The organism is Streptomyces mabaensis, from assembly GCF_053763515.1.
The window spans coordinates 67,836-90,554 of the sequence record NZ_JBSOPZ010000033.1 but is presented as its reverse complement, the minus strand read 5'-3'; the positions used below and the strand labels follow the sequence as shown (position 1 = coordinate 90,554).

Genomic DNA, 22,719 nt, shown 5'->3' with positions numbered 1-22,719 from the left:
GGTGTCCCTTCAAGGCATCAAGAACTGGGGACGTTCATCCGTACGCGGGTGGGGACGTTCACGTGTACGCCGACATCCAGTGCCTTGCGTGCGAGGACTCGGTCCGAGAGCGCGGATGTCGGCACGGATTTGCGCTCGACCCACACGAGGATGGCCTTCACGTCGGCCGGCGGTTCCTCCTCCCAGCGCTTCACGTTGAACGCCCAGCTGTAGAGCGCCCGGCGGACGACCTTGTGATCAGCCATCCCTTTCGTGTCCTTCACCAGGGCGAGCGTGACTTTGGCCATGGCCTCGGCGAGGTTCCGCCGGGTCGTGGCGGGGGAGTGGTCCCACTTCATCTCCAGGTAGTTCCTTGCGTGCTCGTACCAGGAGATGTCCCGCTCCTTCTGCACCATCGACTTGGGCAAGCCGCTGTCCACGTCGAAGGGCTCACCCGCACGGGTCGCCGTGATGAGCTGCGCGCGACGGCTCTCCGCTAGGCCCGACGTCAGGAAGGACTCCGAGTGGGGCCGGGTGCCTACTTGCCAGCGGAGTTGGAACGGCTTGCGGTACGGGCGCTTCCGGATGCTCCAGATCCGCACGGTGTAACTCCAGTCGGTCACGCGACCTCCAGTGCTTCCAGGAAGGCGTCCAGGACGCTGCGACGCACCCGCAGGTGCCCATTGGGCAGGCGCCGGACTTCCGGGCCGTAGCCGCGGTTCCGCCAGCGGTACCAGGTCGCGCGCGTGATGCCGATTTCGTCCAGGACTGCAGTCAGCGGCAGCCATTCGTCGGCCGAGGGCCGACGGCGGCGGGTGGCGGTTGTCATCGAGCGGCCTCCTTCTGATCTGCGGAACCGGACAGCCCGGACAGCTCCAGTTCGGACTGTCCGGTCTCTTTTTGCTGGCCAGAGGGGGTAACCGGACAGTCGGACAGCTGGGACACCTCTTGGGTGCCCTGTGTCCGGGTCTCGGTGTCGGGGTAGTACCGGCCGCTGCCGTCCTTGGTGAGCTGTCCGTGTGCGGCCATGCGGGAGCAGGTGCGACGGACGGTGTCGATGTCGGCCTGTGGGAGGGCTTCGGCGATGTCCTTGGGCTTGGCTCCGGGGTTGGCCCGGACGTGCCGCAAGATTGCGGCACGGGTGTCGCCGATGGTGTGGTCGGATGCCGGGCCGTCGAGCAAGTGCCAGGCTCCGGACGCTTCTTGGAACTGGAGCGCGTATTCGGCTTCGTTCACGTCGCGGCCGGTGACGTGCAGGATGCCGTCTGCCTGCCCGCGGGCGCGCTTGAGTACGAGGGTGGCGTCCGCGGCTCCGGCGATGCCGTTGGTCCCGGAGACTTCGGTGAGGAAGTCCTCGGATGCCATCTTGCGGACGTGGTGGACCAGGACGACGGCGATGCCGTAGTGGTCCGCGAGCCGCTTTGCGTAGCCGACGGCGACATAGTCCGCGTCGTAGGCGGACACGCCCTGTGGGGACTGGCCGCGCATCTTGGCGAACACGTCGATCACGACCATGCGGGCATCGGGGTTGCGGTCCAGCCATTGCGCGATGGCTTCGACTCCGCCCTGGGGGAAGGGCGGGCATTCGGTCACCAGGGTCAGTCCGGCCGGCGCCGGTTGCCCACCGAGCAGCTTGCCCATCCGGGTCTGGAGACGGCGCGGGGTGTCCTCCAGGGCGAGGTAGAGCACCGGGCCGCCCTTGACCGGGACCGAGTCGAACGCCTTGCCGCCAGCGGCGACGGAGAGACCGAGTCCGAGGGAGAGCCAGGACTTGCCGACCTTGGGCGGACCGGCCAGCAAGCTGACGCCTTCCGCGAGGATGCCGGGCACGGCCCACTTCGGCTCGGGGAACTCCGCGGCCATGAGCTGATCCGCGGTCCACGCGGTCCGCGGCCGCTCCCGCTTCGGCGGCGCGACGGCCGGGGTCTGCGGCTCGCTCGGCACGGAGTACAGGTGCAGCGGGGGAATCGGGTTGCCGGTCATGCCGCCACCGTCCGAGGGCGCTTGGCTCCGGCCCGGAGTCCGGAGGCGATGGTGCGCCGTGCCTCGCGGTCGCTCTGTCCGACCTGGAGAGCGGCGGCACACAGCCACTCCTTCACCTCGGCTTCGCCCAGCTCACCCCCGGCAACGAGCTGTCCGAGCGCGACGGCGGCGCGGTAGAGGGCGATTTGTGCTGGTCCTCTCCGCTGCGGGTGACGCGCTGCAATTCGCCGTTCACGGCCGCGCGCAACCACTGGCCGCGCCGGTCCGAGGCGAGCGCCACGGTCACGGGCTTCTGTGGCGGCAGCGGGGCCGGGCGCAGCAGCTCAACCAGCCACTCGGGGAGCAGCGAGGGCGCCACGGGAAGTACCGCCGCGTATCCGCCGCCGTGGGCGAGGACACTGCCCGCGGCGACGACGTAGCCGCCATGCGCGCGGGTGTCGATCTTCCATCCCAGCTTGCCCGTGGTGTTACGCAGTTCGATGCCCTCGGGCTCGGCGAAATACAGGTGCGTGCCGCTGCTTGCGGTGCGCACGGTGTGCGTGTCCGGGGCGAGTTCTGCGCGGCCAGTGTGCTCCTGGCACAGGGAGAGGAACACGTCGTAGCCACTGTGGATTCCAGGCCGCGCCCACTCGGCCGGCGGCACGTCCTCGGGCCCCTTCGGGTTGTCGAGGTCGACAACGACCAGGCCGGACGGGCCGGTGGCGAGGCCGATGTTGTACGGGGCGTGGGCCCAGCACCGGGCGATGCGCTCGGGGTCGGTGGTCGCGCGGGTCTCCCACTCGGTGACGGCGGGGCGCTTGTCGCCGGGCCGGAGCGGGAAGACGTGCCAGCCGTTGGCGGCGGCATCCAGCGCGGCCTGGAGCAGCGCGGGGCGGTCGGGGTAAGGCATTCTGAGTGTCTCCTGTTTCTGTCTTCGGACGGTCAGGGAGAACCGCGGCGGCGGGCGACCTTGCTGGGGAGTCCCGCCGCCGCGGCCATTTACTTGTCGGTCGTGGGGAGTTCGGGCAGTCCGGCGCGCGTGAGTGCGGTGGCGTCGAAGCCGGGCAGCGCGGCACGGGCGGTCATGGCCTCAGCGAGCGCGGCGGCGTAGGTGCTCGCCTCGCGGGCGACTTCGATCTGCGTGCGAGCGCGGATCGTCTCCACCCGCTCGGTGTGGGCGTGCTCCTCACGCCGCTCTGCCGTTTGCCGCTCGTGGGCGACGGTGTCGCGGCGGTCACTGCGCCAGTAGCGGGCCGCGAGGCCGTAGGCGACGGCGGTCGCGAGGGCCCACAGCAGCAGCGGCAGCCAGATGCCGTCGGCGTATCCGGCGACGCCTGCCAGTGCGAGGCCGCCAGAGGTGGCGAAGGCGGTTCCGGCGAGGACGCTGTCCCCAGAGCGGCCCGCGGCCGCGAGGGCGCCGGCCGCCGCGGCTCCCGCGGTGAGCACGGTCATGAGTGCGGCGTTGCCGAGGGAGTGTTCGGCGCCGTTGGCGTTCCAGATTCGGCCCAGGATCAGCACGGTTGAGGTGGCGATGGCGGGCGTGGCCTTGGGCAGCGCATCCAGGGCCCAGTGGCGACAGGTGATGGGTTCGGTCATGACGGGTTCCTCACAGGTCGCGGACGGCGTTGAGGACGGCTTGGGTGAGTTCGTTCACGGGCTGCGAGGCGCCGGTGGAGGCGAGGTAGAAGCCGAACAGCACGGCGATGAACGCGGAGCCGTAGCCGAGGGTCTTGGAGCGGAGCAGGAAGAACAGGACGAGTCCGAACAGGGCCACGAGCGAGACGGTGATGGCCATCGGGCATTCCCTTCTGTGCGGTCAGTGGGTGCCGTCGCGGTGGATGCGGGCGGCGATGTTGTAGAGGTGGCGGCCGACCCCTATGCGCTTGCCGGTGGCCTTGCAGCGGCGGCAGTCCTTGCCGCGCTTGGCCCGGCCCTTGCGGTCGGTGGCGATGGCGTGGCCCCAGCCGCGGCACTTGCGGCAGGTGCCGAACGGGCTGACCGCACACGTCGCGACGTAACTGAACGTGACGGTCAGCAGGCAGGTGATAGCAAGGAGAGCGGGGGTCATGGAGGGCCTCCACAGGCGGGTTTCAAGGGTTTCCGCAGGTGGGCCGCTATCTACTAGCGGCCTGATCAGAACACGTGTGGGCCGCTATCGGGGCCGCTAACGTTAGCGGGGGTGACCACTATCGTTAGCGGCCCCGGGCGGTCAGCTCGCCTCGCGGTTTCGGTTACGCTCCGCAACCACATCGGCGACGTGGGAGCGCTCGAATCCGCGCTTGTTGACAGGCTTGCCCTCGACGCGCCGGCCGACCTGATCGGTCTTGATGCCGTACGGCTTCAGGGCGGCGGTCAGGTGCGCGGTCTTCTCCTCGGGCTTCATCCGGGCCCAGTCGCCGTAGCGTTCGGGCCGCAGCTCCGCCAGGCGGTCCACGGTCGTCTCGTTCCACGGCTTGGCCTCGCTCGCGGGAGTGACCGCGAGGATGTCGGCAAGGAGGGTGTCGGCCCCCTTGTCCTTCTTCGGCGCGGCGGGGTCGGGCAGTGTGCCGGCCGCGGCCCGCGCGGCCTTCGCGCGGTCGCACAGCTTCTCTGCGGTGGCGTTGTCGATGTAGTAGGAGCGGACGATTTGCGGGTTCGGCCCGGCCCCGACCAGGTAGCCGATGCCCGGGTCTTCGGCGGTGAACGAGGTGGCGCGGATGCCGTTCTTGTACATCGAGGTGCCCAGCACCATGTCGTTCTCGGGCTGGCCCATGACCTGAAGGCAGAACCGGATCCCGACGTTGGCGCTGATGGTCTGGCTGGCGGCCTGCCGTACCTCGATCGGGACCGTGCCAGATCGCGCAGGGGATCCGACCGCGCTGGCTGAACTGCAGCTATCTACGTGTAAGCGACCTCAAGTCACAACAGGCGCTGCCAACGGTCAGTCATTAGCCAGTCAATTCTTGGCCAATGATGAGTAATGAATTCGCCAAGGAATCGCAAACTTCGCATTCCTCTTCCTCAAGGAAACCTCAAAAGAGACCGTTCGAGTCGCACGCATCGTACCCAAAATGGACCCGTCGCCTCCATGAACGGACGTCAAGGTTCCGATTTGGCATGGGCCCGTCAAACCTGCTCGTGGTTGTATTCACCCACCGCGAGCGCCAGCAGGCTGGCTCGCATCATTTCCCTGGGGGATGAAGTGGCATTTCGCGCATCGAGGAGGCCAGGAGGAATTCTGGTCCGTGGGGTGTGTCTGAGTGCATTGCTTGCAGGAGCAGTTGCCGTTCCTCAGACCGTGGGTCCAGTCGATACGGCGGCAGCCGACGCCTGCCCTTCGAACGTTGCGACGTACGTTGTGGAAACTAAGCCGGGCCCCGTGTATTCCACAGGGCCACACACACTGCGGAAGTACCTGGACTGGAACCCGAAGGGAGCCGGCGTAAGCGGCACCATCTTCGACACCGGCCACACCGCAACCGTTCCAGCAGGGAGCAGGCTCTTCCCGGCCGGCAAGAGCGTGATTTACGAGATCGTCGCTGACGGCACACTCAAATCCCGTAAGGACGCCACCGCCACAGGTGGATCGCTGCTCGCTCCTTCCCACACATATGGACGCGGTTGGGATGCCTTCAAGAAGATTTGGTCAGACAACGGCCGGATCTTTGGGCAGCGAGAAGACGGCAGCATCACCGTGTACAAGCAGGGCGCGCCGGACACTGGCGCGGGGGCGATCACCATTGTCGGCACCATCGCCGCCAATACTGGCGCCGCCATTGCACTCAAGGCTGCAGATGACGTGTGGGGCGCGGGTTCCAAGGTCTACGCCCTGACCAACGGCGAGATCAAGACGTGGGACTACACCGAGTCCGGGGCTCCATCCCTCACCGGCAACGGAACTTCCATCGCAACCGGCCTGGCAGGGGCCGAACAGGGCTGGAGCCCAGGCGCCGGGGCGACCTACACCTACTCTGGCGCCCTTAACTACTCCGGAGTCATCAGGGGCTATACCGGCTCTCCCCTGACGCTCGCCAATGATGACGTTCGCACTGGCATTTATGGCATCGACATCTTTGCCGACACGGCGTCGTGCCTGTCTGCAACGCCTGATACTAAGCCGTACTTCGGGACGCCACCGGACGACTCGGATACACCGGAAGCCCCGGCGGAGCCGCCAGCCCCGGAGCCGGAGCCGAGTGGACCAGCCACGGTCTCAGGCAAGTTCACCCTCGGCAACGGCGCGCCCGCGCCCGGTCTCACCGTCACAATCGAACCGACCGGCCTCGTTCCTGAAGACGGCAGCTCCGAAAGGCTTCCTGCGCTCGGCACGGCTACCACCGCCGCCGACGGCACCTGGTCGGTGACCCTGCCTGAGCAGCTCCCCGCCGAGGTTCAGGCGGAAGTCGACGACAACGGCGGTGCCCTAAACGTCAGTGCCACTACGCTTGGCAAGACTTCCTCCGGTGCTCCGATGATCGGCATCGATCATCTCGTGGCTGCTCCTCCCGCGCCTGCCACCAGGAAGGCGACCACCTTCGCGGCCACGATGCGCGACGTCTCTCCTCGCTCAGTGGCACTCCTGCCGTTGTATGAGGAAGACGATCCCAACAACACGACAGCCGACCCCACTCCCCATCAGATGAGCACCACATATGCTGCTGAGATCGAGAGGCGAACCGGAGATCCAGGCAGCGCACCCGTTCCGGTGTGGCAGAACGATCGGGGGCCGTCGTCTGCCAACCACAACCCGTACCTCGTCAAGGGGCGGGACGTCAGCGCTGAGCCTGTCACCCGGGATTCTGGCAACTGCTACAACTTGTACCAAACTGTTTCCACGCAGATTGGCTACACCGTAGTCGGTGAAGGTCATGCCTACTATGACGCGAAGGCCTCCATGGAATATGAGAGCAAGCTCTCAACCAGTGTCGATGTCGCCTATAAGTCCGGGAATAAGTGGGTAGTGAATGGCACCGTCGCCCTTGGATCTGATTCGAGTGCCACTGCGGGCTTCGACTACATCGGACCCAACTTCGGCAAGCAGTGGCGTGTACCGATTGAGTACCGCAAGCAGAAGATGACGCACTACTGCGGAGCCACACCTATGTGGTCGTCCTTGAAGGTCATCGCCGGCCGTTACAAGGTCCCCGCAGGCGGCCCGGTCGCCCTGTTCGGTCGCGACGTTAAATACAAGGACGGCGGGGCAAATTTCTATGCCTCCCCGAAGGCTAATCGTAATTGGATCTCCCGCGGCGGCACCTTCTATGTGGCTCGAGGCAGGAGCATCAAGTTCACGGGAGCGGTCTCCGTCTTCGGCCTCTCGCTGAGTTCATCAACAGGTTACGACAGCAAGCACACTCAAAAGATCAAGGCAGGATGGGGGTACGGACAACATGACATCTGGGGCCACCGGGGTCCGGTTTCGCCGAATCCGGGCGTCGTTTACTCCTACTAGCGTCGCCGCGCTCTGCTCTGCTTTCCTATTGGCTACTGGGTGCTCCGCATCGGCAGAGATCCGTGAGCCTCGGCTGACAGGAACAGCGATCAGTGGAGGAGCCTCCGAAGCCGGAACCGTCGGACACGACGGGGCCAAGATCGGACAAGAGTGGTGGTTCGCTCTGCCCGTCCCCACCAATCAATCCTCGAAAGACATCGAAATCACGGGTGCAACGTTGATGGGTGTCCCCAAGGGGTTGAAATTGCTCGGTTACGGGGCCTACAGCAGGCAGGACACACAGGGAGTGCCCCTCCTTGCTCCGGAAGGCGAACCAGGACTACCTGAATTCGCCAGCCTGAAGAATTATGCGAGCGAGCCGTTCAAGGTGAAGCCTGCCGAGTACAGCGACATCTTCTATGTGGCACACCTCGAAGTCACCGGCCAGATAGAAAAAAACATTCGCGGCTGCCGCTTTGAATACGAGCAGGATCGAAAAAAATATACCCAAGTGGTTGACTGCGAAGCAGAACTCAGAGTGTCGCAGGGTTGACAGGTGCAACACTTGTCCGAGTGTGTCGCTTGCCACCCACAGGAGATGCGCAGGATCTTGGCTGTGTAGGCGAGTTCAGAGTTCTGAGGACGGGATCGAGATGCTCGCGCCGCTCGCCCGCGGCAGGAGACGGCAGGATGCCCAGCGCTAGATGCATGCCTGTCGGACAAGATCTGGACGAGACGTGGACGGCCGACCCACGAGCTATTCGCCCGGTGCTCTCCGTCGCAGGTCAGCAGCGGTGTGGAGGCGCGTTCGTCAGGAGTCTGTAAATCCGTCGGCTTAGCCTACCCAGGTTCGAATCCTGGCGCCGCCACGCGAGATAAACGGCTCCTCACCTGCAGAAACGCAGGTGAGGAGCCGTTCGCTTTGGACGGGATTTCCCTGGTCTACCGGGTGAACAGCCCACCGGCGGAACCGGGTGTGCATGGCGACGTATCACCGACCATGATCCATCAATCAAGATCACATGGACGGCAGGCCCTGGGCAGAGGGGCGGGTGACCACGTTGATGTTGAACGTGTGGGCACCCAGACCGCCCGCGATGCCCATGAAGAGCAGGGCGAAGTGCTCCTGTCCGCGTGCGGTGGTGATGCCGCCGATGTCCAGCTGGGACGACGGGGGCCAGCCGAGGTCGGTGAGCAGGCGGCCGGTGGTCCGTTTGGCTTCGGCATCGTTGCCGGAGAGGAAAACGGTGCTCGGGCCGTCGAGACCGTCCGGGGCGGTCATCACGGTGGAGTCCATCGTGCACAGTGTCTTGACGACGGGGGTCAGGGGGAAGGCTTCCTGGATCTGTTCACTCAGGCTGCTGTTGGGGTGCGAGAGCTCGGTGAAGTCGTCGGAGAGGCCGACCCCGACATCGATCAGCAGGGTGCCGGCCAGCGCCGGTGCCCCGATGGAGTGCAGCAGTTCCACGGAGACGGCCCCCGGGGTGGCATTGACCAGTACCTCTGCGTGGGCGGCTGTCTCGCTCAGGCCCGCCACGGGGAGCTCGAGGTCTGTCCGGTCGTTGGGCCGGCGTGAACCGAGGAGCACGTCGTGTCCTGCGGCGCTCCAGCCGTGGGCCAGTGCTCGGGCGACGTTGCCGGTGCCAAGTAGTCCTATACGCATGGTGTGACGCTAGCCGTTGTCGGGGCTCGGCGAATCGGACCGTGGGCCCGGGTGGACCGGCACCAAAGACGTAGTTCTGTGGTCGCTCGCCACTGGGTGACGCCCAGGGGCTCGGCGAGTTTCTCGACCCGGCAGGTTCGCGTTGTTCCTGCGCCGCAGAATTGATTCTCCTTGAACCGCACGAGTGGTTCGGTGACGTGGTGGTTGCCGATCGTCACTCTCTGTGGTGCGATGTCACGGTCCGTTACGTCAGGCCTATTCCTTTCGCATATTCAGCGCCTGCCGGGAAGCGGGACCGTCGAACGCGCAGGCCGACCGGCCACAAGGAGTCCCATGTCACGACCACGACTGTCCAGGCTGATCTCTGCCTGCGCCGTCATCTCCGCCCTGACCACCCCCCTCGTCGCCGCTCTCCCCGCCGTCGCCCACGACGGCGGGTCGGGATCCCGTTCCGTCCAGCGGGGGAAGGATCCCGCCGCCGGCGGCAAGGTGGCGGTGGACAAGGCCGAGGCCGCCGTCCTCGGCCAGGAGCACGCCGAGTCGCACGCCAAGGCCCGTATGCGGGCCGAGGACGCCGGCGACTACCCGCAGCCGATGCGCACGGGACGCCTGGAGTCGCTCACCAAGTCGCAGGCCAAGCACAACGCCGGGTTCGCCGCGCGGGAGTACGGGGCCTTCAAGGAGTACTTCCCGTCCCCCGACTTCGGCGTCCACGTGGCGCAACTGCCCACCGGCAAGGTCCTGTTGTTCTCCTTCGAGAGGATCGAGACCAACCCGACGAAGGAGACGGCGCCCACCCAGGTCATCGGCAAGGAGAACGCCGGCCGGGCGTATCTGTGGGACCCGGCGAAGGGCAGCGGCTCCAACGCGTTCAAGAAGGTCACGCCGCCCACCGTCATGATGCCGGACGGCAAGAACGAACCGCGGCCCGCGCCGTTCTTCTGCGCCGGTCACGCCTTCCTGCCCAACGGCATGCTCGGCGTCTTCGGCGGCAATCTCGGCAGCAACCACGGCTCCGGCGCCAAGCTGTCCCTCGTCTTCGACCCGTGGTCCGAGACTTGGTCGCTCAACGAGAAGATGTCCGTAGGACGCTGGTACCCCAGCGCCGTCACCGGCCCCGACGGGCGGATTCTCATCATGTCCGGCCAGTCGGAACTCGGCTGGGGAACCCCCACGCCCATCGTGGAGCGCTTCCCGGCGCTGAACCACGCGGTCCCGACCAGCAGGGGCGACGTCCCCGAGAACGTGCCGGTGGACGTCTTCAAGGCGGAAGCCCCGTTCAAGCACGACTATCCGCATCTGTTCTCGCTGCGGGACGGCATGATCTACGGGCTCGGCCGCGACCACGACCAGCAGTGGCGCTTCGACCCGGTCGCGGAGACCCGGACGAACCTGCCCGCGCGGCCCGACGGGCTCCTGCGCAGCTACGGCTCCGCGGTGCCGCTGCCGGCCGGCTTCCGGGGGCCCGACTCCGTCCTCGTCCTCGGCGGCAACCGGAACGACCCGAACACGTACCAGCTCGTCGGCGACCAGTGGAAGAAGAAGGAGCCCCGCGCCTTCGGCCGTACCCAGGACAACACCCTGATCCTGCCCGACGGCACCCTGTTCACCGTCAACGGCGCCCACGACATCCGCGACTACGGCAACGGGCTCTACAACCCCAACGCCGATCTGAAGTACCGGCAGACCGAGATGCGCGACCCCGACGGCAACTGGAAGCTGGGGCCCGCCCAGCGGCTGCCGCGCGGCTACCACTCCAACGCCGTCGTCCTGCCCGACGGCCGGATCATGGTCACCGGCGACGAGGCCCAGCAGATCGCCAACGACCCGGACATCCGCGACGACATGGACGGCAGCATCGAGATCTACGAGCCGGCGTATCTGCACAACGGCGAACGGCCCGACCTGTCGGCCGTACCCCGGCGCACGGTCGACTACGACTCCCGGTTCCGGGTGCTGACCTCCACCCCGGAGGACGTCAAGCGCGCCGTACTGCTGGCACCCACGACGGCGACCCATTCGGTGGACTTCAGCCAGCGCCACCTCGACGTCCGTATCAAGAGCCGCGGCGACGGCTCCCTCGAGCTGCAGGCGCCGCCCTCGGCCAATGCCGCGCCTCCGGGCTACTACATGCTCTTCCTCCTCAACGAGGACGGTGTGCCCAGCACCGCCAAGTTCGTCTCCTTCGGCCCGCCCCGGTGACCCAGGAAACCCGAGAAAGGAGAGGCGGAATGACGACGGATCTGGCACTGCGGGAGAGCACGGAAATCCAGGGCGATGTGCTCGCCGGCTTCAAGAAGGACCATGTCCAGCTGATGTTCCTGAAGTTCGACGACGCGATGCGGGCGCGCACCTGGCTGCGGCGGCTGAAGCCGCGTATCGCCACGACCAGGCAGGTCGCGGCGTTCAACGCGGCCTTCAGCGCGGCACGCGGCAACACCGGCGGTGACGACCCCCGGGCGCTCACCGCCCTGTGGCGCAGCGTCAGCTTCACCCACGGCGGCATGCAGACGCTGACGGGCAAGGACCCGCTCCCCGGCACCGCGGAGGGCACGACACAGCACGCGTTCAAGCAGGGCTCCGCCGTGCGGGCCGGAATGCTCGGGGACACCGGGGACAACTCCCCGGAGAACTGGCTCTTCGGCGACAGCAACGCACAGCCCGTCCATGCGGTGCTCACCATCGCCGCCGACAAGGTCGAGGATCTGCGTGCGGCCCTCGCCCAGGAGCGGCAGGAAGCCTCCGTCCACAAGGTGGTGATCATCTTCGAGCAGGACGGCGGAACGCTGGTGGGAGACCGCCGCGGCAAGGAGCACTTCGGCTTCAAGGACGGCGTCAGCGAACCGGCGGTGGAGGGGTACGACCCGCCCGACCCCCAGCACCCCGAGTGGAAGAAGGGCAGTCCGGGCACCCGGATCATCCCGGCCGGCGAGTTCGTCATCGGCGAGAAGACCGTCAGCGGCAAGCTCTCCGACATGCCGGACTGGGCGAAGAACGGCTCGTTCCACGTGGTGCGCAGGCTCGGCCAGGACGTTCCTGGCTGGTGGGCGCAGATCGGGGCCCGGCTGAAGGAGCTGAAGAACGCGAAGGCCGTGCCCCCGGAGGCCACCACGGAGTGGCTGGCGGCCCGAATGGTCGGGCGCTGGCGTTCCGGCACGCCCGTGGCGAAGTGTCCGCACGCCGACATGCCCTCCGACCCGGCGGCGGCGAACGACAACGACATCAGCTTCGCGAACGACCTGGAGGGGGAGATCACCCCGCTGTTCTCCCATCTCCGTCAGACCAACCCCCGCGACGGCCTGCTGTTCCAGCAGGGTGAGAAGCCCGTCCCGGAGAAGGGCAACCTCGACGGCCGGCGCATCATGCGCCGGGGCATCCCGTACGGTCTGCCCTTCGACCCGGCGGGCGCGGCCGGCCACGGCCCCGACGCCGCCCGCGGTCTGGTCTTCGTCAGCTACCAGGCCGACCTGGTCAGGCAGTTCGAGTTCATCCAGAAGGACTGGGTCAACGACGCCGACTTCCCGAAGCGCGAGCCGAAGGTCGGTGCGGATCCCATGATCGGTGTGACGACCGACGTCTCCTTCGTGGGCAAGCAGGTGCGGTTCGAGCAGTTCGTACGGACCGAGGGCGCGGTGTACGCCTTCACGCCGTCGATGTCGACCCTCGACCGGCTGGCCGACGGCAAGCTGTCGGACGACGCGCCGAGGATCAAGGTCCACGTCGAGGAGAACGGCAACCACGCGATCTCCGCCGTCTCGACCTTCCTGCTCACGGACGACGTGGACGCCGGCAAGGCGAAGCTGATGCTCCAGGACGACGGCAAGCTCGTCGTCTTCGACGAGAACGAGGACCCCCGCTGGGCCTCGAACAACCCGGCCACGCAGGACGCCCGTGCCGTCTTCCAGGAGGACGGCAACCTCGTGATCTACACGCCGGACAACCAGCCGGTGTGGGCGTCCGGGACCTACGGCAACCCGGGCGCCAAGCTCGTGGTCCAGGCCGACGGCAACGTGGTGATCTACACCAGCGGCGGCGACCCGATCTGGCACACCAAGACCCGGCACTGACGGCGACGGGACGGCCCCTGATCAGCGAAAACGCGGATCAGGGGCCGTTGGTCGTGCAGCCGGCCGCGGAGTGGGATCTAGACGGCGACGAGGATGAACACCACGTCGTTGAAGTTCCTGAAGTGCCGGTCGTCGTAATACCGGTCGTTGTAGTACCGGTCGTTGTAGTACCGGTCGTCGCAGTAGCGACGGTCGTCCCAGCCCCTCCAGTCGGAGCAGCGGTTGGTGTTCCTGGTGTCGCTCGAGGCGAACGCCTCGCTTGCGGGCAGCACGCCAAGTGCGAGCCCGGCTGCTGCTGCTGAGACTGCGGCAACGATCCTGCGGCGCATCCCCACGCACCTCCGACCACTTATCGCACATCGGACATTTGGGCGATTTCCACATTCCTCCCCTCTCGGTGCGCTGTCAAAGTAGAGAGGCAGGAGGGACGTGAGAGAACGTGAGCGACAGAAGTCGCCCCGCAGGCCGCCCCAGGCCACGATGGAGGAATCAGCACGAAGAATCAGCACGGGGACCTCTTCTCTGCGGGAGCTGCCAGTGGCGCACACCGACGTACTGATCGTGGGCGCCGGCCCGGTCGGGCTCACCGCGGCCGCGGAACTTCGCCGCCACGGCGTCGACTGCCGCATCATCGACAAACTGCCGGCCCGGCTGCCGTACGCAAAAGCCGTGGTTATCCAGCCCAGAACCCTGGAGATCTGGGACCGGATGGGCCTGGTGCGCGCAGCCCTGGAGGCTGCCGTGCCGATGCGCGGGCAGCTGATGTACGTCAACGGCGTCGAGCAGGCGCGCATCGACCTCAGGCTCCCGCCGGACGTCCCGTACGGCTTCGCCGCCCTGCCGCAGTACGAGACCGAGCGCATCATCGAGGAACACCTCGCCCGCTTCGGCACCCGGATCGAGCGCGGCACCGAACTGCTGTCGTTCACCCAGGACAGCGAAGGGGTCTGGAGCCGGGTCACCACGTCCTCCGGTGAGCAGGAGGAGCTCCATTCCCGCTTCCTCGTCGGCTGCGACGGCGCGCACAGCATCGTCCGCAAGACGCTCGGGCTCACCTTCGAGGGCGGCGCGTTCCCCGACGAGTACATGCTCGCGGACGTGGAGGTCGACTGGAGCCTGCCGCAGGGCTACGGCGTACGCGCCATGCACCAAAACGACGGCACCATCGACGACCTGCTGGTCTGCATCCCGCTGCCCGGCCGCTCCCGCTACCGCATGTCCATGCTGGTCCCGCCCGAGCTGTCCACCCGGAAGCAGCAGGGCGACCCGGACGACGTCGCCCACGGGCTGGAAGGCAGCCGCGCGCCCGGCCTCGAACACATCCAGGCGGTCCTCGACCGGCTCTCGCCGCAGCCGACCACCGCCTCGGCCATGCGCTGGTCCTCCGTCTTCCGCATCAGCCACCGGCTGGTGAACCACTACTGCACGGGCCGCGTCTTCGTCGCCGGCGACGCCGCGCACATCCACCCGCCGACGGGCGCCCAGGGCATGAACACCGGAATTCAGGACGCCTGCAACCTGGCCTGGAAGCTGGCCCTCGCCGTCACCGGCACCGCCAACCCACGGCTACTGGGCAGCTACGACGCCGAACGCCGGCCCGTGGGCGAGGAGGTCGTGGGACGCACCGTCCGGCACGCCACCGAGGGCATCCAGGCGGACCCGGACGACCCCGCGACGATCATGATGCGGGAAGCCCAACTGCTCGTCGCCTACCGCGACAGCCCCATCGTGGGACCGGGCGCCCTGGGCCAGGACGGCCCCGACGCCGGCGACCGGGCACCCGACTGCGGCGGCCTCACCGGCACCATCGCCACATTCCCCATGCGCCTGTACGACCTGCTCCGCGGCCGCGGCCATGTACTGCTGCTCTATGCGGACGCGGGCGGACCACCACTCGTGGACTCCGCGGACTCCGCCGACTTCGGTGAACTGGCCCGAGCAGCACAGGAACTGACCCACGGCCAGGTGGACGTCTTCGTCGTCCTCGCCCCCGATGCCGCCGCCGACGGGGTGCGGCTGCCGGTCTTCCGCGACGGCCGGGGCGAGTTCCGGCGCGCCTACGAGGCCGACGGTCCCACGGCGCTTCTGGTGCGGCCCGACGGCTACCTCGGCGCGCGCCTTGCCCCGCCGACCGTCCCCGAGCTGTCCGCCCACCTCGCGGGCACCTTCCGGCCCGTGGCGGCCGACTGACGCCGACCGCTCAGTTCGACGCCGCTCAGTTCCCCGCCACGTCCTTCACCGCGACCGCGACCGGCGTCGATCCCGAGACCAGTTCCAGCGTCAGCCCGGCGGTCGCCGGGGTGTCGATCAGCTCCGCCAGCACCGCGGCCACGTCGTCGCGCGGGATCGCGCCCCGGCCGGTGGAGGCCTCCATACGGACCAGGCCGGTGCCCGCGTCGTTCGTGAGGGCGCCCGGCCGCAGGATCGTCCAGTCCAGGCCGAGCCGGGTCTTCACGTACGCGTCGGCCTCGCCCTTGGCCCGCAGATACGCGTCGAACACCTCGTCGCCCCGGTGCCCGGCGTCGGCGCCCATCGACGAGACGGCGAGGTACCGCCGTACCCCCGCCCGCTCCGCCGCGTCCGCGAACAGCACCGCCGCGCCGCGGTCCACCGTGTCCTTGCGCGTCACGCCGCTGCCCGGACCCGCGCCCGCCGCGAAGACCGCCGCGCCCGCCCCCTGGAGCACCGCCGCGACCTGCTCCACCGAGGCCGATTCCAGGTCGCAGAGAACGGGTTCCGCGCCCGCCTCCCGCAGGGCGTCGCCCTGTTCGCGCTTGCGGATGATGCCCGCGACCTCGTACCCGCGCGCGGTGAGCAACCGCTCCAGCCGCAGCGCGATCTGACCATGTCCACCTGCGATGACGATGCGCATGTCTACGACCGTACGCCGTCAACTGCCGCCATGCGCACGCTCCGGCAGCGAATCCGGGGTGTCTCCGGCAGGCTCACGGCCCCGGACCGGGCCGCCCCTGCCGCGGCAGGTCGAGCGCCACCGCCGCGGCCGAGTCGCAGTACTCGCGCACCGCGCTGGTCCGTGCCACCACCCGGCCGCGGTGGATCACGATCCTGCTGTACGCCAGCGAGAGCACCCCGGCGAGCCCGTTGCCCCGTACCGCCAGCAGCTCGGCCGGGAACCCCGCCTCCACCCGTACCTCCGGCAGGCCGAGCGCGTCCCGGGCCGCCGCGCTGACCGTCTCGTACGCCTCCTGCGGGCGCAGCCCGCCCTGCGAGGCCAGCAGATAGGCGGCCTCCAGCGGATCGCCCCGCCCCACCGGGTTGCTGACGTCCCGCAGCGCCCCGCTGCCGGCGGCCACCCTCACCCCGGCCGAGCGCAGCAGCCGTACCGGGGCGGTCCGTGATCCGCGCCGCTCCAGGGCGCCGCAGTCGCCCTGCGGCAGGCAGACGACGCTGACGCCGGCGGCGGCGAGCCGGGCGGCGGCCCGGCCGGCGACGTCCTGGGGGAGCCGGGACAGCCCGCCGCACGGGCCGATCGTGACCCCGGGCCGCAGTCCGCCGGCCATGGCCGCCAGGCGCGCGAGCCGGGCCGGGTCGTCACCGTCCGTGTGCAGGTCGACAGGGCAGCCGTGCTCGGCGGCGACCTCCAGGACCGTCTGCGTGTAGCCGGTCGGGTCGGGGTCGAGGTCGGGGCAGCCGCCGACCGCCGTGGCACCCATCTTCACGGCGTCGCGCAGCATTGCGAGGCCGTCGGCGCCGGCCGTCCCGGTGAGCAGCCGGGGCACCGCGACGGCCGTGAGGTCGGTGAGCCCGCGCAGCGAGCGGCGGGCCTGGAGCACCGCCTCCATGCCGCCGAGCCCCTGCACATCGCCGATGCGTACGTGCGTACGCAGCGCCGTGGCGCCGTGCCCGAGCTGGAGCAGCGCGGCCTCGGTGACGCGCCGCTGGACGTCCTCGACCCCGTACGACAGGGGGCCGTCGGCGTCGGCGGTGAGGGCGGTGTCGCCGTGCGCGTGCGGTTCGGCCGGGGCCGGCAGCAGCAGGTAGCCGCTCAGGTCGACGCGGGTGGCGCGCGCGGCCAGGCTGCCGGAGGTCCCGACCGCTTCGATACGCCCGCCGCTGAGGCGTACGTCCACGGTGCGGCCATCGGTGAGCCGGGCGCCGCAGAGCAGCAGTGCCGAGCCGTCGGCGCTGCTCGTCGGCGGCTGATGCGGCTGCGGCTGGCTGTCGGGCATCGTGCTCCAGGGAGGCAAGATCACGCAGAGTGAGTCGAGCCTAGGACGCTGGCCGGCCACCGTGGCGGAAGAGCGCAATAGTCGTACCGGTGTGGTGCGCTGCGGCTGCTGAGGCGTCTGTGAAGGTCCGGCACAGAGGTCCCACAGGGGACCGGCTTAAGGATTTGGGCGAACGGCGGGCGACCGTGTAATGTCTTCATCGCTCGCCCCAATAGCTCAGTCGGTAGAGCGTCTCCATGGTAAGGAGAAGGTCTACGGTTCGATTCCGTATTGGGGCTCTGGTGTGAGAGGTTCCCCGCCCTCGGGCGGGGGACGGATCACATCAAAGCGGTGTAGCTCAGTCGGTAGAGCAAGCGGCTCATAATCGCTGTGTCACCGGTTCAAGTCCGGTCACCGCTACACACAGTAGCCGATTGTGGGGTCGGTCTCCCGGTCGGCTACTCTTTCTTGCGTTCATCCGTCCAATTCCGTCAAGGAGCACTCACGTGGCTGCCACCGACGTCCGCCCGAAGATCACGCTGGCCTGCGTGGAGTGCAAGGAGCGGAACTACATCACCAAGAAGAACCGGCGTAACGACCCGGACCGTCTTGAGATGAAGAAGCACTGCCCGCGCTGCAACTCGCACACCGCGCACCGCGAAACGCGCTGAAAACAGGCTCGTACCCGAGGCCGTCCCCTTCACCGGGGGCGGCCTCGTGTCGTTGTGCAGGTCTGTGTCTGTCACCGCACGCAGGTGGCCGTCACCGGCAGGGCCGTCACCGCAAAACACCAGAGCAGGAGGTACCGAGCCATGGCGCTCGACCAGTCCTTCGTCGGGCGGTCGTACCCGCCCACCGATCCGTACGAGGTCGGCCGGGAGAAGATCCGCGAGTTCGCCGAAGCGGTGGGTGACGCCAATCCGGCGTACACCGACCCGGAGGCCGCCAAGGCGCTCGGTCACCCCGATGTGATCGCGCCGCCGACCTTCGTCTTCGCCATCACGTTCAAGGCCGCGGGCCAGGTCGTCGCCGACCCGCAACTGGGGCTGGACTACAGCCGCGTGGTGCACGGCGACCAGAAGTTCGCGTACACGCGTCCGGTGCGGGCGGGGGACCGGCTGTCGGTCACCTCGACCATCGAGGGCATCAAGTCCATGGCGGGCAACGACATCGTGGACATCCGGGGTGAGGTTCACGACGAGTCCGGCGAGCATGTGGTGACCGCCTGGACGAAGCTCGTCTCGCGCGCGGCCGAGGGGGAGTGACGCAAGTGACAGCGAAGGTCGCGTACGAAGCGGTCGAGGTCGGCACCGAGCTGCCGGCCCAGTCCTTCCCGGTGAGCCGCGCCACGCTCGTGCAGTACGCGGGTGCCTCCGGTGACTTCAACCCGATCCACTGGAACGAGAAGTTCGCCAAGGAGGTCGGGCTGCCGGACGTCATCGCGCACGGCATGTTCACCATGGCCGAGGCGGTCCGTGTGGTCACCGACTGGGCGGGCGACCCGGCCGCGGTGGTCGAGTACGGCGTGCGGTTCACCAAGCCCGTCGTCGTCCCGAACGACGACAAGGGCGCGCTGATCGAGGTCAGCGCCAAGGTCGCCGCCAAGCTCGACGACGGGCTGGTCCGGGTCGACCTGACGGCGACCAGCGCCGGCCAGAAGGTGCTCGGTATGTCGCGCGCTGTCGTCCGGCTCGCCTGAGACGCGGCTGAGACGCGGTACGAGCCTCGGGCGCCCGTCCCGGACGCGCGCCCGAGGGCTACACGACGGACGCTTACTTCGCGCCGGCCGCGAACCTGGGCGGCCGCCGTGGCCCTCGCGGCCGGGACGGCGCTGCTGATCCGGCCGCCGGCCGACGCCGGAGACCGCGCCCGAGAAGGCCGAGGGCCGTGCGCCGGTGACCGTCTGACGCCGGCGCCCCCGGTCCGTACGGTCCGTGGCCCCGCCCGAGCGGCGGAGCCGCGGACCGTACTCTTGTCCCCGTGCAGGAACTCCACGACGCCCCTCTCGCCCCGCTGACCACCTTCCGCCTGGGCGGCCCCGCCACCCGGCTGCTCACCGCGACCACCGACGCCGAGGTGATCGCAGCCGTCCGGGACGCCGACGCGAGCGGCACCCCGCTTCTGGTCATCGGCGGCGGCAGCAACCTGGTGATCGGCGACAAGGGATTCGACGGCACCGCGCTCCGCATCGCGACGCAGGGCTTCCACCTCGACGGTACGAAGCTGGAGCTGGCGGCCGGCGAGGTGTGGACCGACGCCGTCGCCCGCACCGTCGAGGCGGGCCTGGCCGGCATCGAATGCCTGGCCGGCATCCCCGGCTCGGCCGGTGCGACCCCGATCCAGAACGTCGGCGCGTACGGGCAGGAAGTGTCCAGCACGATCACCGAGGTGGTGGCGTACGACCGCCGGGCCGGCGAAACGGTCACCCTGGCCAACGCGGCGTGTGAGTTCTCGTACCGCCACAGCCGTTTCAAGCAGGACCCCGAGCGCTATGTCGTGCTGCGCGTGCGCTTCCTGCTGGAGGACGCGGGCGGCCTGTCCGCCCCGCTGAAGTACCCCGAGACCGCCCGGGCCCTGGGCGTCGAGGCGGGCGACCGCGTACCCGCCGCCACCGCGCGCGAGACGGTGCTGCGGCTGCGGGCCGGCAAGGGCATGGTGCTGGACCCGGAGGACCACGACACCTGGTCGGCGGGCTCCTTCTTCACGAACCCGATCCTGACGGCCGAGGAGTACGCGGCCTTCCTGGCCCGTACGCACGAGCGCCTCGGCCCGGACATCGCGCCGCCCGCGTTCCCGGCGGGGGACGGGCTCACCAAGACCTCCGCGGCCTGGCTGATCGACAAGGCGGGCTTCACCAAGGGGTACGGCACCGGGCCGGCCCGCATCTCCACCAAGCACACGCTGGCCCTCACCAACCGCGGCGAGGCGACCACCGAGGACCTCCTCGCCCTGGCGCGGGAGGTGGTGGCGGGCGTGCGCGAGGCGTTCGGCGTCACCCTGGTGAACGAGCCGGTGACGGTCGGGGTCCAGCTCTAGCCGGCGGTGCGCGGCTAGTACGCGACGCCCACCGCTTGCTTCACCGTCAACGAGTCGTCCGTGAAGTGCAGCATCGCGTGGGCCACGTCCGCCCGGCCGATCGAGTTGCCGCCGCGCAGGTTGGCGCCGAGCGCGGTCCGATAGACGCCGGTCACGGGCTTGTTGGTCAGCTTGGGCGGCCGTACGACGGTCCACTCCGTGGTGCTGCGGCGGATCTCGTCCTCCATCGCCGTCAGGTCCGCGTACACGTCGCGGTAGACGCGCGAGACCAGCGGGGTCACCGCGCGCAGCAGGAGCGTCTCGTCGGGCGGCACCGGGCCGACGGGGGCCGCGCTCACCGCCAGGAAGCGGCGCACCCCCTCCGCCTCCAGAGCCCGCAGGATCGTCCGGGTGCAGGTGGTGGCGTCGCCCGCGTGCTTGATGGCGCGCGCGCCGACGCCTGACAGCACCGCGTCGCGGCCCGCCACGGCCGGCCGCAGGGCCTCCGGGTCGTCCAGTCCGGCGGTGACGACCCGCAGGGCCGGGTCGTCGACGGTCAGTCGCGCGGGGTCGCGGACCACCGCGGTCACCTGGTGGCCCGATGCCAGCGCCTGCCGGACGATTTCGTGCCCGACGCCGCCGGTCGCTCCGAAAACGGTCAGCTTCATTGCCACACGCCCCTTGGTGGGTAAGTATTCACTCACCACTAGAGTGAGTGCTCGCTCACCCCTCCGTCAAGCCTCTCCGGAGCGCACACGTGAAACCCGCACGGGCCCGCATCCTCGACGCCGCCGACCAGCTCATGCGCACCATCGGGCTCGCCCGTGCCACCACCAAGGAGATCGCCCGGGAGGCCGGCTGCTCCGAGGCCGCGCTCTACAAGCACTTCGCGAGCAAGGAGGACCTCTTCCTCCACGTCCTCCAGGAACGGCTCCCGAAGCTCGGCCCGCTGCTCGTCGAGCTGACCGAAGCACCCACCGGCCACAGCGTCGAGGAGAACCTCGTCACGGTCGTCCGGCAGGCCGCCCGCTTCTACGAGTCCACCTTCGCCATCGGTGCCTCGCTCTTCGCCGAGCCCGCGCTGCTGCGCCGCCATGCCGAGGGCGTACACGCGCTGGGCAGCGGTCCGCACCATCCGATCGACGCGCTCTCCCGCTATCTGCGCGTGGAGCGCGCGGCCGGCCGGATCGCCGCGGACGCGGACACCGACGCAGCTGCGGCGCTGCTGATGGGCGCCTGTCTGCAGCGCGCGTTCCTCAAGGCGTTTCCGGGCAGCGAGCCGGTCCGTCCCCTCGACGAGTTCGCACCGGCCGTCGCCCGCACGGTCCTCGCGGGCCTGCGCCCGCAGCCGGCCGGGTAGCCGGCTATCTGGCCAGCCAGTCGTCGACTCCGGCCAGCAGCTTGGCCTTCACGCCCTCCGGCGCCGCCGAGCCCCGTACCGACTGCCGGGCCAGCTCGGCCAGCTCGGCGTCCGTGAAACCGTGGTGGCGCCGGGCCAGCTCGTACTGCGCGGCCAGCCGCGAGCCGAACAGCAGCGGGTCGTCCGCGCCGAGCGCCATCGGCACGCCCGCGTCGAACAGCGTGCGCAGCGGCACGTCCTCGGGCTTCTCGTACACGCCGAGCGCCACATTCGACGCCGGGCACACCTCGCAGGTCACCCCGCGCTCGGCGAGCCTGCGCAGCAGGCGCGGGTCCTCGGCGGCCCGTACGCCGTGTCCGACGCGTGAGGCATGCAGGTCGTCCAGGCAGTCCCGTACGGACGAGGGGCCGGTCAGCTCGCCGCCGTGCGGCGCCGCCAGCAGCCCGCCCTCCCGCGCGATCGCGAAGGCCCGGTCGAAGTCGCGGGCCATGCCGCGGCGCTCGTCGTTGGAGAGGCCGAACCCGACGATGCCGCGGTCCGCGAACCGCACGGCCAGCCTGGCCAGCGTCCGGGCGTCCAGCGGGTGCTTCATCCGGTTCGCCGCGACCAGTACGCGCATGCCGAGCCCGGTCTCCCGCGAGGCGGCGTCCACCGCGTCCAGGATGATCTCCAGGGCGGGGATCAGTCCGCCGAGCATGGGGGCGTACGAGGTGGGGTCGACCTGGATCTCCAGCCAGCCGGAGCCGTCCCGGACGTCCTCCTCGGCGGCCTCGCGCACGAGCCGGCGGATGTCGTCGGGGGAGCGCAGGCAGGACCGGGCGATGTCGTAGAGCCGCTGGAAGCGGAACCAGCCCCGCTCGTCGGTGGCCCGCAGTTTCGGCGGCTCGCCGCCGGTCAGTGCGTCGGGGAGGTGTACGCCGTACTTGTCGGCGAGCTCCAGGAGGGTGGTGGGGCGCATCGAGCCGGTGAAGTGCAGGTGCAGGTGGGCCTTGGGCAGAAGCGTGAGATCGCGTGCGTGCTCCATTGGGTGATCCTGCCCCAGGTGGGCGCCGCGCGGCAGGGGTTTCCCCGTTCGGGCGCTTGCCCGAACACAA

24 protein-coding genes and 3 tRNA genes are annotated in these 22,719 nt (G+C 69.1%); 13 read left to right on the top strand and 14 right to left on the bottom strand.

Annotated elements, in window-relative coordinates:
- Positions 1 to 17: 17 nt before the first annotated feature.
- From ACWV17_RS26320 to ACWV17_RS26285, 8 genes are all read right to left on the bottom strand, one after another.
- Positions 18 to 602, bottom strand: coding sequence for a hypothetical protein (locus ACWV17_RS26320; protein ID WP_455361638.1), 585 nt, complete (start codon positions 600 to 602; stop codon positions 18 to 20).
- Positions 599 to 808, bottom strand: coding sequence for a helix-turn-helix transcriptional regulator (locus ACWV17_RS26315; protein WP_455361637.1), 210 nt, complete (start codon positions 806 to 808; stop codon positions 599 to 601). The genes ACWV17_RS26320 and ACWV17_RS26315 overlap by 4 nt, the downstream gene beginning before the upstream one ends.
- The gene (locus tag ACWV17_RS26310) at positions 805 to 1,962 is read right to left on the bottom strand and encodes an AAA family ATPase (protein ID WP_455361636.1); all 1,158 of its coding nucleotides are present in this window, start codon (positions 1,960 to 1,962) and stop codon (positions 805 to 807) included. Before ACWV17_RS26310 ends, ACWV17_RS26315 begins: the two co-directional genes overlap by 4 nt.
- Before the next feature lie 112 nt (positions 1,963 to 2,074).
- Positions 2,075 to 2,851, bottom strand: coding sequence for a bifunctional DNA primase/polymerase (locus tag ACWV17_RS26305; RefSeq protein WP_455361635.1), 777 nt, complete (start codon positions 2,849 to 2,851; stop codon positions 2,075 to 2,077).
- Positions 2,852 to 2,940: 89 nt separating this feature from the next.
- Positions 2,941 to 3,537, bottom strand: coding sequence for a hypothetical protein (locus tag ACWV17_RS26300; protein WP_455361634.1), 597 nt, complete (start codon positions 3,535 to 3,537; stop codon positions 2,941 to 2,943).
- Between the two features lie 10 nt (positions 3,538 to 3,547).
- Positions 3,548 to 3,736 (bottom strand): hypothetical protein, encoded by a 189-nt coding sequence (locus ACWV17_RS26295; protein ID WP_455361633.1) that lies wholly within the window; start codon positions 3,734 to 3,736, stop codon positions 3,548 to 3,550.
- 21 nt (positions 3,737 to 3,757) lie between these two features.
- On the bottom strand, positions 3,758 to 4,009 hold the full coding sequence (locus ACWV17_RS26290) for a hypothetical protein (protein ID WP_455361632.1): 252 nt from the start codon (positions 4,007 to 4,009) through the stop codon (positions 3,758 to 3,760).
- A gap of 141 nt (positions 4,010 to 4,150) precedes the next feature.
- Positions 4,151 to 4,693 (bottom strand): hypothetical protein, encoded by a 543-nt coding sequence (locus ACWV17_RS26285; protein ID WP_455361631.1) that lies wholly within the window; start codon positions 4,691 to 4,693, stop codon positions 4,151 to 4,153.
- 606 nt (positions 4,694 to 5,299) lie between these two features.
- Between ACWV17_RS26285 and ACWV17_RS26280 the strand changes: the two genes are divergently transcribed.
- From ACWV17_RS26280 to ACWV17_RS26270, 3 genes are all read left to right on the top strand, one after another.
- Complete coding sequence (locus tag ACWV17_RS26280; protein WP_455361630.1) at positions 5,300 to 7,372, top strand: hypothetical protein; 2,073 nt, start codon at positions 5,300 to 5,302, stop codon at positions 7,370 to 7,372.
- 220 nt (positions 7,373 to 7,592) lie between these two features.
- On the top strand, positions 7,593 to 7,904 hold the full coding sequence (locus ACWV17_RS26275) for a hypothetical protein (RefSeq protein ID WP_455361629.1): 312 nt from the start codon (positions 7,593 to 7,595) through the stop codon (positions 7,902 to 7,904).
- A gap of 238 nt (positions 7,905 to 8,142) precedes the next feature.
- Positions 8,143 to 8,220, top strand: a tRNA-OTHER gene (locus ACWV17_RS26270).
- 149 nt (positions 8,221 to 8,369) lie between these two features.
- On the opposite strand, the gene ACWV17_RS26265 is transcribed toward ACWV17_RS26270, so the two are convergent.
- Entirely contained in the window at positions 8,370 to 9,014 is a 645-nt protein-coding gene (locus tag ACWV17_RS26265; protein ID WP_455361628.1) for an NADPH-dependent F420 reductase, read from the bottom strand.
- 333 nt (positions 9,015 to 9,347) lie between these two features.
- On the opposite strand from ACWV17_RS26265, the gene ACWV17_RS26260 reads away from it, so the two are divergent.
- Together ACWV17_RS26260 and ACWV17_RS26255 are read left to right on the top strand one after the other, a co-directional pair.
- Positions 9,348 to 11,216, top strand: a complete 1,869-nt coding sequence (locus ACWV17_RS26260; RefSeq protein WP_455361627.1) for a galactose oxidase-like domain-containing protein — start codon at positions 9,348 to 9,350, stop codon at positions 11,214 to 11,216.
- Between the two features lie 29 nt (positions 11,217 to 11,245).
- Positions 11,246 to 13,081, top strand: coding sequence for a Dyp-type peroxidase (locus ACWV17_RS26255; protein ID WP_455352399.1), 1,836 nt, complete (start codon positions 11,246 to 11,248; stop codon positions 13,079 to 13,081).
- A gap of 77 nt (positions 13,082 to 13,158) precedes the next feature.
- On the opposite strand, the gene ACWV17_RS26250 is transcribed toward ACWV17_RS26255, so the two are convergent.
- The gene (locus ACWV17_RS26250; RefSeq protein ID WP_455352400.1) at positions 13,159 to 13,410 is read right to left on the bottom strand and encodes a hypothetical protein; all 252 of its coding nucleotides are present in this window, start codon (positions 13,408 to 13,410) and stop codon (positions 13,159 to 13,161) included.
- Positions 13,411 to 13,618: 208 nt separating this feature from the next.
- Between ACWV17_RS26250 and ACWV17_RS26245 the strand changes: the two genes are divergently transcribed.
- The gene (locus ACWV17_RS26245; RefSeq protein ID WP_455361626.1) at positions 13,619 to 15,271 is read left to right on the top strand and encodes an FAD-dependent monooxygenase; all 1,653 of its coding nucleotides are present in this window, start codon (positions 13,619 to 13,621) and stop codon (positions 15,269 to 15,271) included.
- A 25-nt stretch (positions 15,272 to 15,296) separates the two neighbouring features.
- Here ACWV17_RS26245 and ACWV17_RS26240 read toward each other — a convergent pair whose 3' ends face one another.
- Together ACWV17_RS26240 and ACWV17_RS26235 are read right to left on the bottom strand one after the other, a co-directional pair.
- A complete protein-coding gene (locus tag ACWV17_RS26240) occupies positions 15,297 to 15,953 on the bottom strand; it encodes an SDR family oxidoreductase (RefSeq protein WP_455352402.1) in 657 nt (218 codons plus the stop codon).
- Between the two features lie 73 nt (positions 15,954 to 16,026).
- Positions 16,027 to 17,271, bottom strand: a complete 1,245-nt coding sequence (locus ACWV17_RS26235; RefSeq protein ID WP_455361625.1) for an amidohydrolase family protein — start codon at positions 17,269 to 17,271, stop codon at positions 16,027 to 16,029.
- 205 nt (positions 17,272 to 17,476) lie between these two features.
- On the opposite strand from ACWV17_RS26235, the gene ACWV17_RS26230 reads away from it, so the two are divergent.
- The 6 genes from ACWV17_RS26230 (at position 17,477) to ACWV17_RS26205 (ending at position 20,286) form a co-directional block, all read left to right on the top strand.
- Positions 17,477 to 17,549, top strand: a tRNA-Thr gene (locus ACWV17_RS26230).
- 48 nt (positions 17,550 to 17,597) lie between these two features.
- Positions 17,598 to 17,670: transfer RNA gene (locus ACWV17_RS26225), tRNA-Met, on the top strand.
- Positions 17,671 to 17,756: 86 nt separating this feature from the next.
- Positions 17,757 to 17,921, top strand: a complete 165-nt coding sequence (gene rpmG, locus ACWV17_RS26220) for a 50S ribosomal protein L33 (protein ID WP_006604855.1) — start codon at positions 17,757 to 17,759, stop codon at positions 17,919 to 17,921.
- 141 nt (positions 17,922 to 18,062) lie between these two features.
- On the top strand, positions 18,063 to 18,515 hold the full coding sequence (locus tag ACWV17_RS26215; RefSeq protein ID WP_455352404.1) for an FAS1-like dehydratase domain-containing protein: 453 nt from the start codon (positions 18,063 to 18,065) through the stop codon (positions 18,513 to 18,515).
- Positions 18,516 to 18,520: 5 nt separating this feature from the next.
- On the top strand, positions 18,521 to 18,949 hold the full coding sequence (locus tag ACWV17_RS26210) for a MaoC family dehydratase (protein WP_455361624.1): 429 nt from the start codon (positions 18,521 to 18,523) through the stop codon (positions 18,947 to 18,949).
- A 281-nt stretch (positions 18,950 to 19,230) separates the two neighbouring features.
- A complete protein-coding gene (locus tag ACWV17_RS26205) occupies positions 19,231 to 20,286 on the top strand; it encodes a UDP-N-acetylmuramate dehydrogenase (RefSeq protein WP_455361623.1) in 1,056 nt (351 codons plus the stop codon).
- 14 nt (positions 20,287 to 20,300) lie between these two features.
- Here ACWV17_RS26205 and ACWV17_RS26200 read toward each other — a convergent pair whose 3' ends face one another.
- Positions 20,301 to 20,933 carry an NAD(P)-dependent oxidoreductase gene (locus ACWV17_RS26200; RefSeq protein WP_455361622.1) on the bottom strand — a complete coding sequence of 211 codons (633 nt, stop codon included), beginning with the start codon at positions 20,931 to 20,933 and terminating at the stop codon, positions 20,301 to 20,303.
- Between the two features lie 89 nt (positions 20,934 to 21,022).
- Between ACWV17_RS26200 and ACWV17_RS26195 the strand changes: the two genes are divergently transcribed.
- On the top strand, positions 21,023 to 21,625 hold the full coding sequence (locus ACWV17_RS26195; RefSeq protein WP_455361621.1) for a TetR/AcrR family transcriptional regulator: 603 nt from the start codon (positions 21,023 to 21,025) through the stop codon (positions 21,623 to 21,625).
- Positions 21,626 to 21,629: 4 nt separating this feature from the next.
- On the opposite strand, the gene ACWV17_RS26190 is transcribed toward ACWV17_RS26195, so the two are convergent.
- Complete coding sequence (locus ACWV17_RS26190) at positions 21,630 to 22,649, bottom strand: adenosine deaminase (protein ID WP_455361620.1); 1,020 nt, start codon at positions 22,647 to 22,649, stop codon at positions 21,630 to 21,632.
- Between the last annotated feature and the right edge of the window lie 70 nt (positions 22,650 to 22,719).

Bases quoted from the DNA above. Each gene is read 5' to 3' on its own strand.
- ACWV17_RS26315 (WP_455361637.1), bottom strand. From the start codon at position 808: ATGACAACCGCCACCCGCCGCCGTCGGCCCTCGGCCGACGAATGGCTG.
- ACWV17_RS26310 (WP_455361636.1), bottom strand. From the start codon at position 1,962: ATGACCGGCAACCCGATTCCCCCGCTGCACCTGTACTCCGTGCCGAGC.
- ACWV17_RS26305 (WP_455361635.1), bottom strand. From the start codon at position 2,851: ATGCCTTACCCCGACCGCCCCGCGCTGCTCCAGGCCGCGCTGGATGCC.
- ACWV17_RS26300 (WP_455361634.1), bottom strand. From the start codon at position 3,537: ATGACCGAACCCATCACCTGTCGCCACTGGGCCCTGGATGCGCTGCCC.
- ACWV17_RS26295 (WP_455361633.1), bottom strand. From the start codon at position 3,736: ATGGCCATCACCGTCTCGCTCGTGGCCCTGTTCGGACTCGTCCTGTTC.
- ACWV17_RS26290 (WP_455361632.1), bottom strand. From the start codon at position 4,009: ATGACCCCCGCTCTCCTTGCTATCACCTGCCTGCTGACCGTCACGTTC.
- ACWV17_RS26285 (WP_455361631.1), bottom strand. From the start codon at position 4,693: ATGGGCCAGCCCGAGAACGACATGGTGCTGGGCACCTCGATGTACAAG.
- ACWV17_RS26275 (WP_455361629.1), top strand. From the start codon at position 7,593: ATGGGTGTCCCCAAGGGGTTGAAATTGCTCGGTTACGGGGCCTACAGC.
- ACWV17_RS26265 (WP_455361628.1), bottom strand. From the start codon at position 9,014: ATGCGTATAGGACTACTTGGCACCGGCAACGTCGCCCGAGCACTGGCC.
- ACWV17_RS26260 (WP_455361627.1), top strand. From the start codon at position 9,348: ATGTCACGACCACGACTGTCCAGGCTGATCTCTGCCTGCGCCGTCATC.
- ACWV17_RS26255 (WP_455352399.1), top strand. From the start codon at position 11,246: ATGACGACGGATCTGGCACTGCGGGAGAGCACGGAAATCCAGGGCGAT.
- ACWV17_RS26250 (WP_455352400.1), bottom strand. From the start codon at position 13,410: ATGCGCCGCAGGATCGTTGCCGCAGTCTCAGCAGCAGCAGCCGGGCTC.
- ACWV17_RS26240 (WP_455352402.1), bottom strand. From the start codon at position 15,953: ATGCGCATCGTCATCGCAGGTGGACATGGTCAGATCGCGCTGCGGCTG.
- ACWV17_RS26235 (WP_455361625.1), bottom strand. From the start codon at position 17,271: ATGCCCGACAGCCAGCCGCAGCCGCATCAGCCGCCGACGAGCAGCGCC.
- ACWV17_RS26215 (WP_455352404.1), top strand. From the start codon at position 18,063: ATGGCGCTCGACCAGTCCTTCGTCGGGCGGTCGTACCCGCCCACCGAT.
- ACWV17_RS26200 (WP_455361622.1), bottom strand. From the start codon at position 20,933: ATGAAGCTGACCGTTTTCGGAGCGACCGGCGGCGTCGGGCACGAAATC.
- ACWV17_RS26190 (WP_455361620.1), bottom strand. From the start codon at position 22,649: ATGGAGCACGCACGCGATCTCACGCTTCTGCCCAAGGCCCACCTGCAC.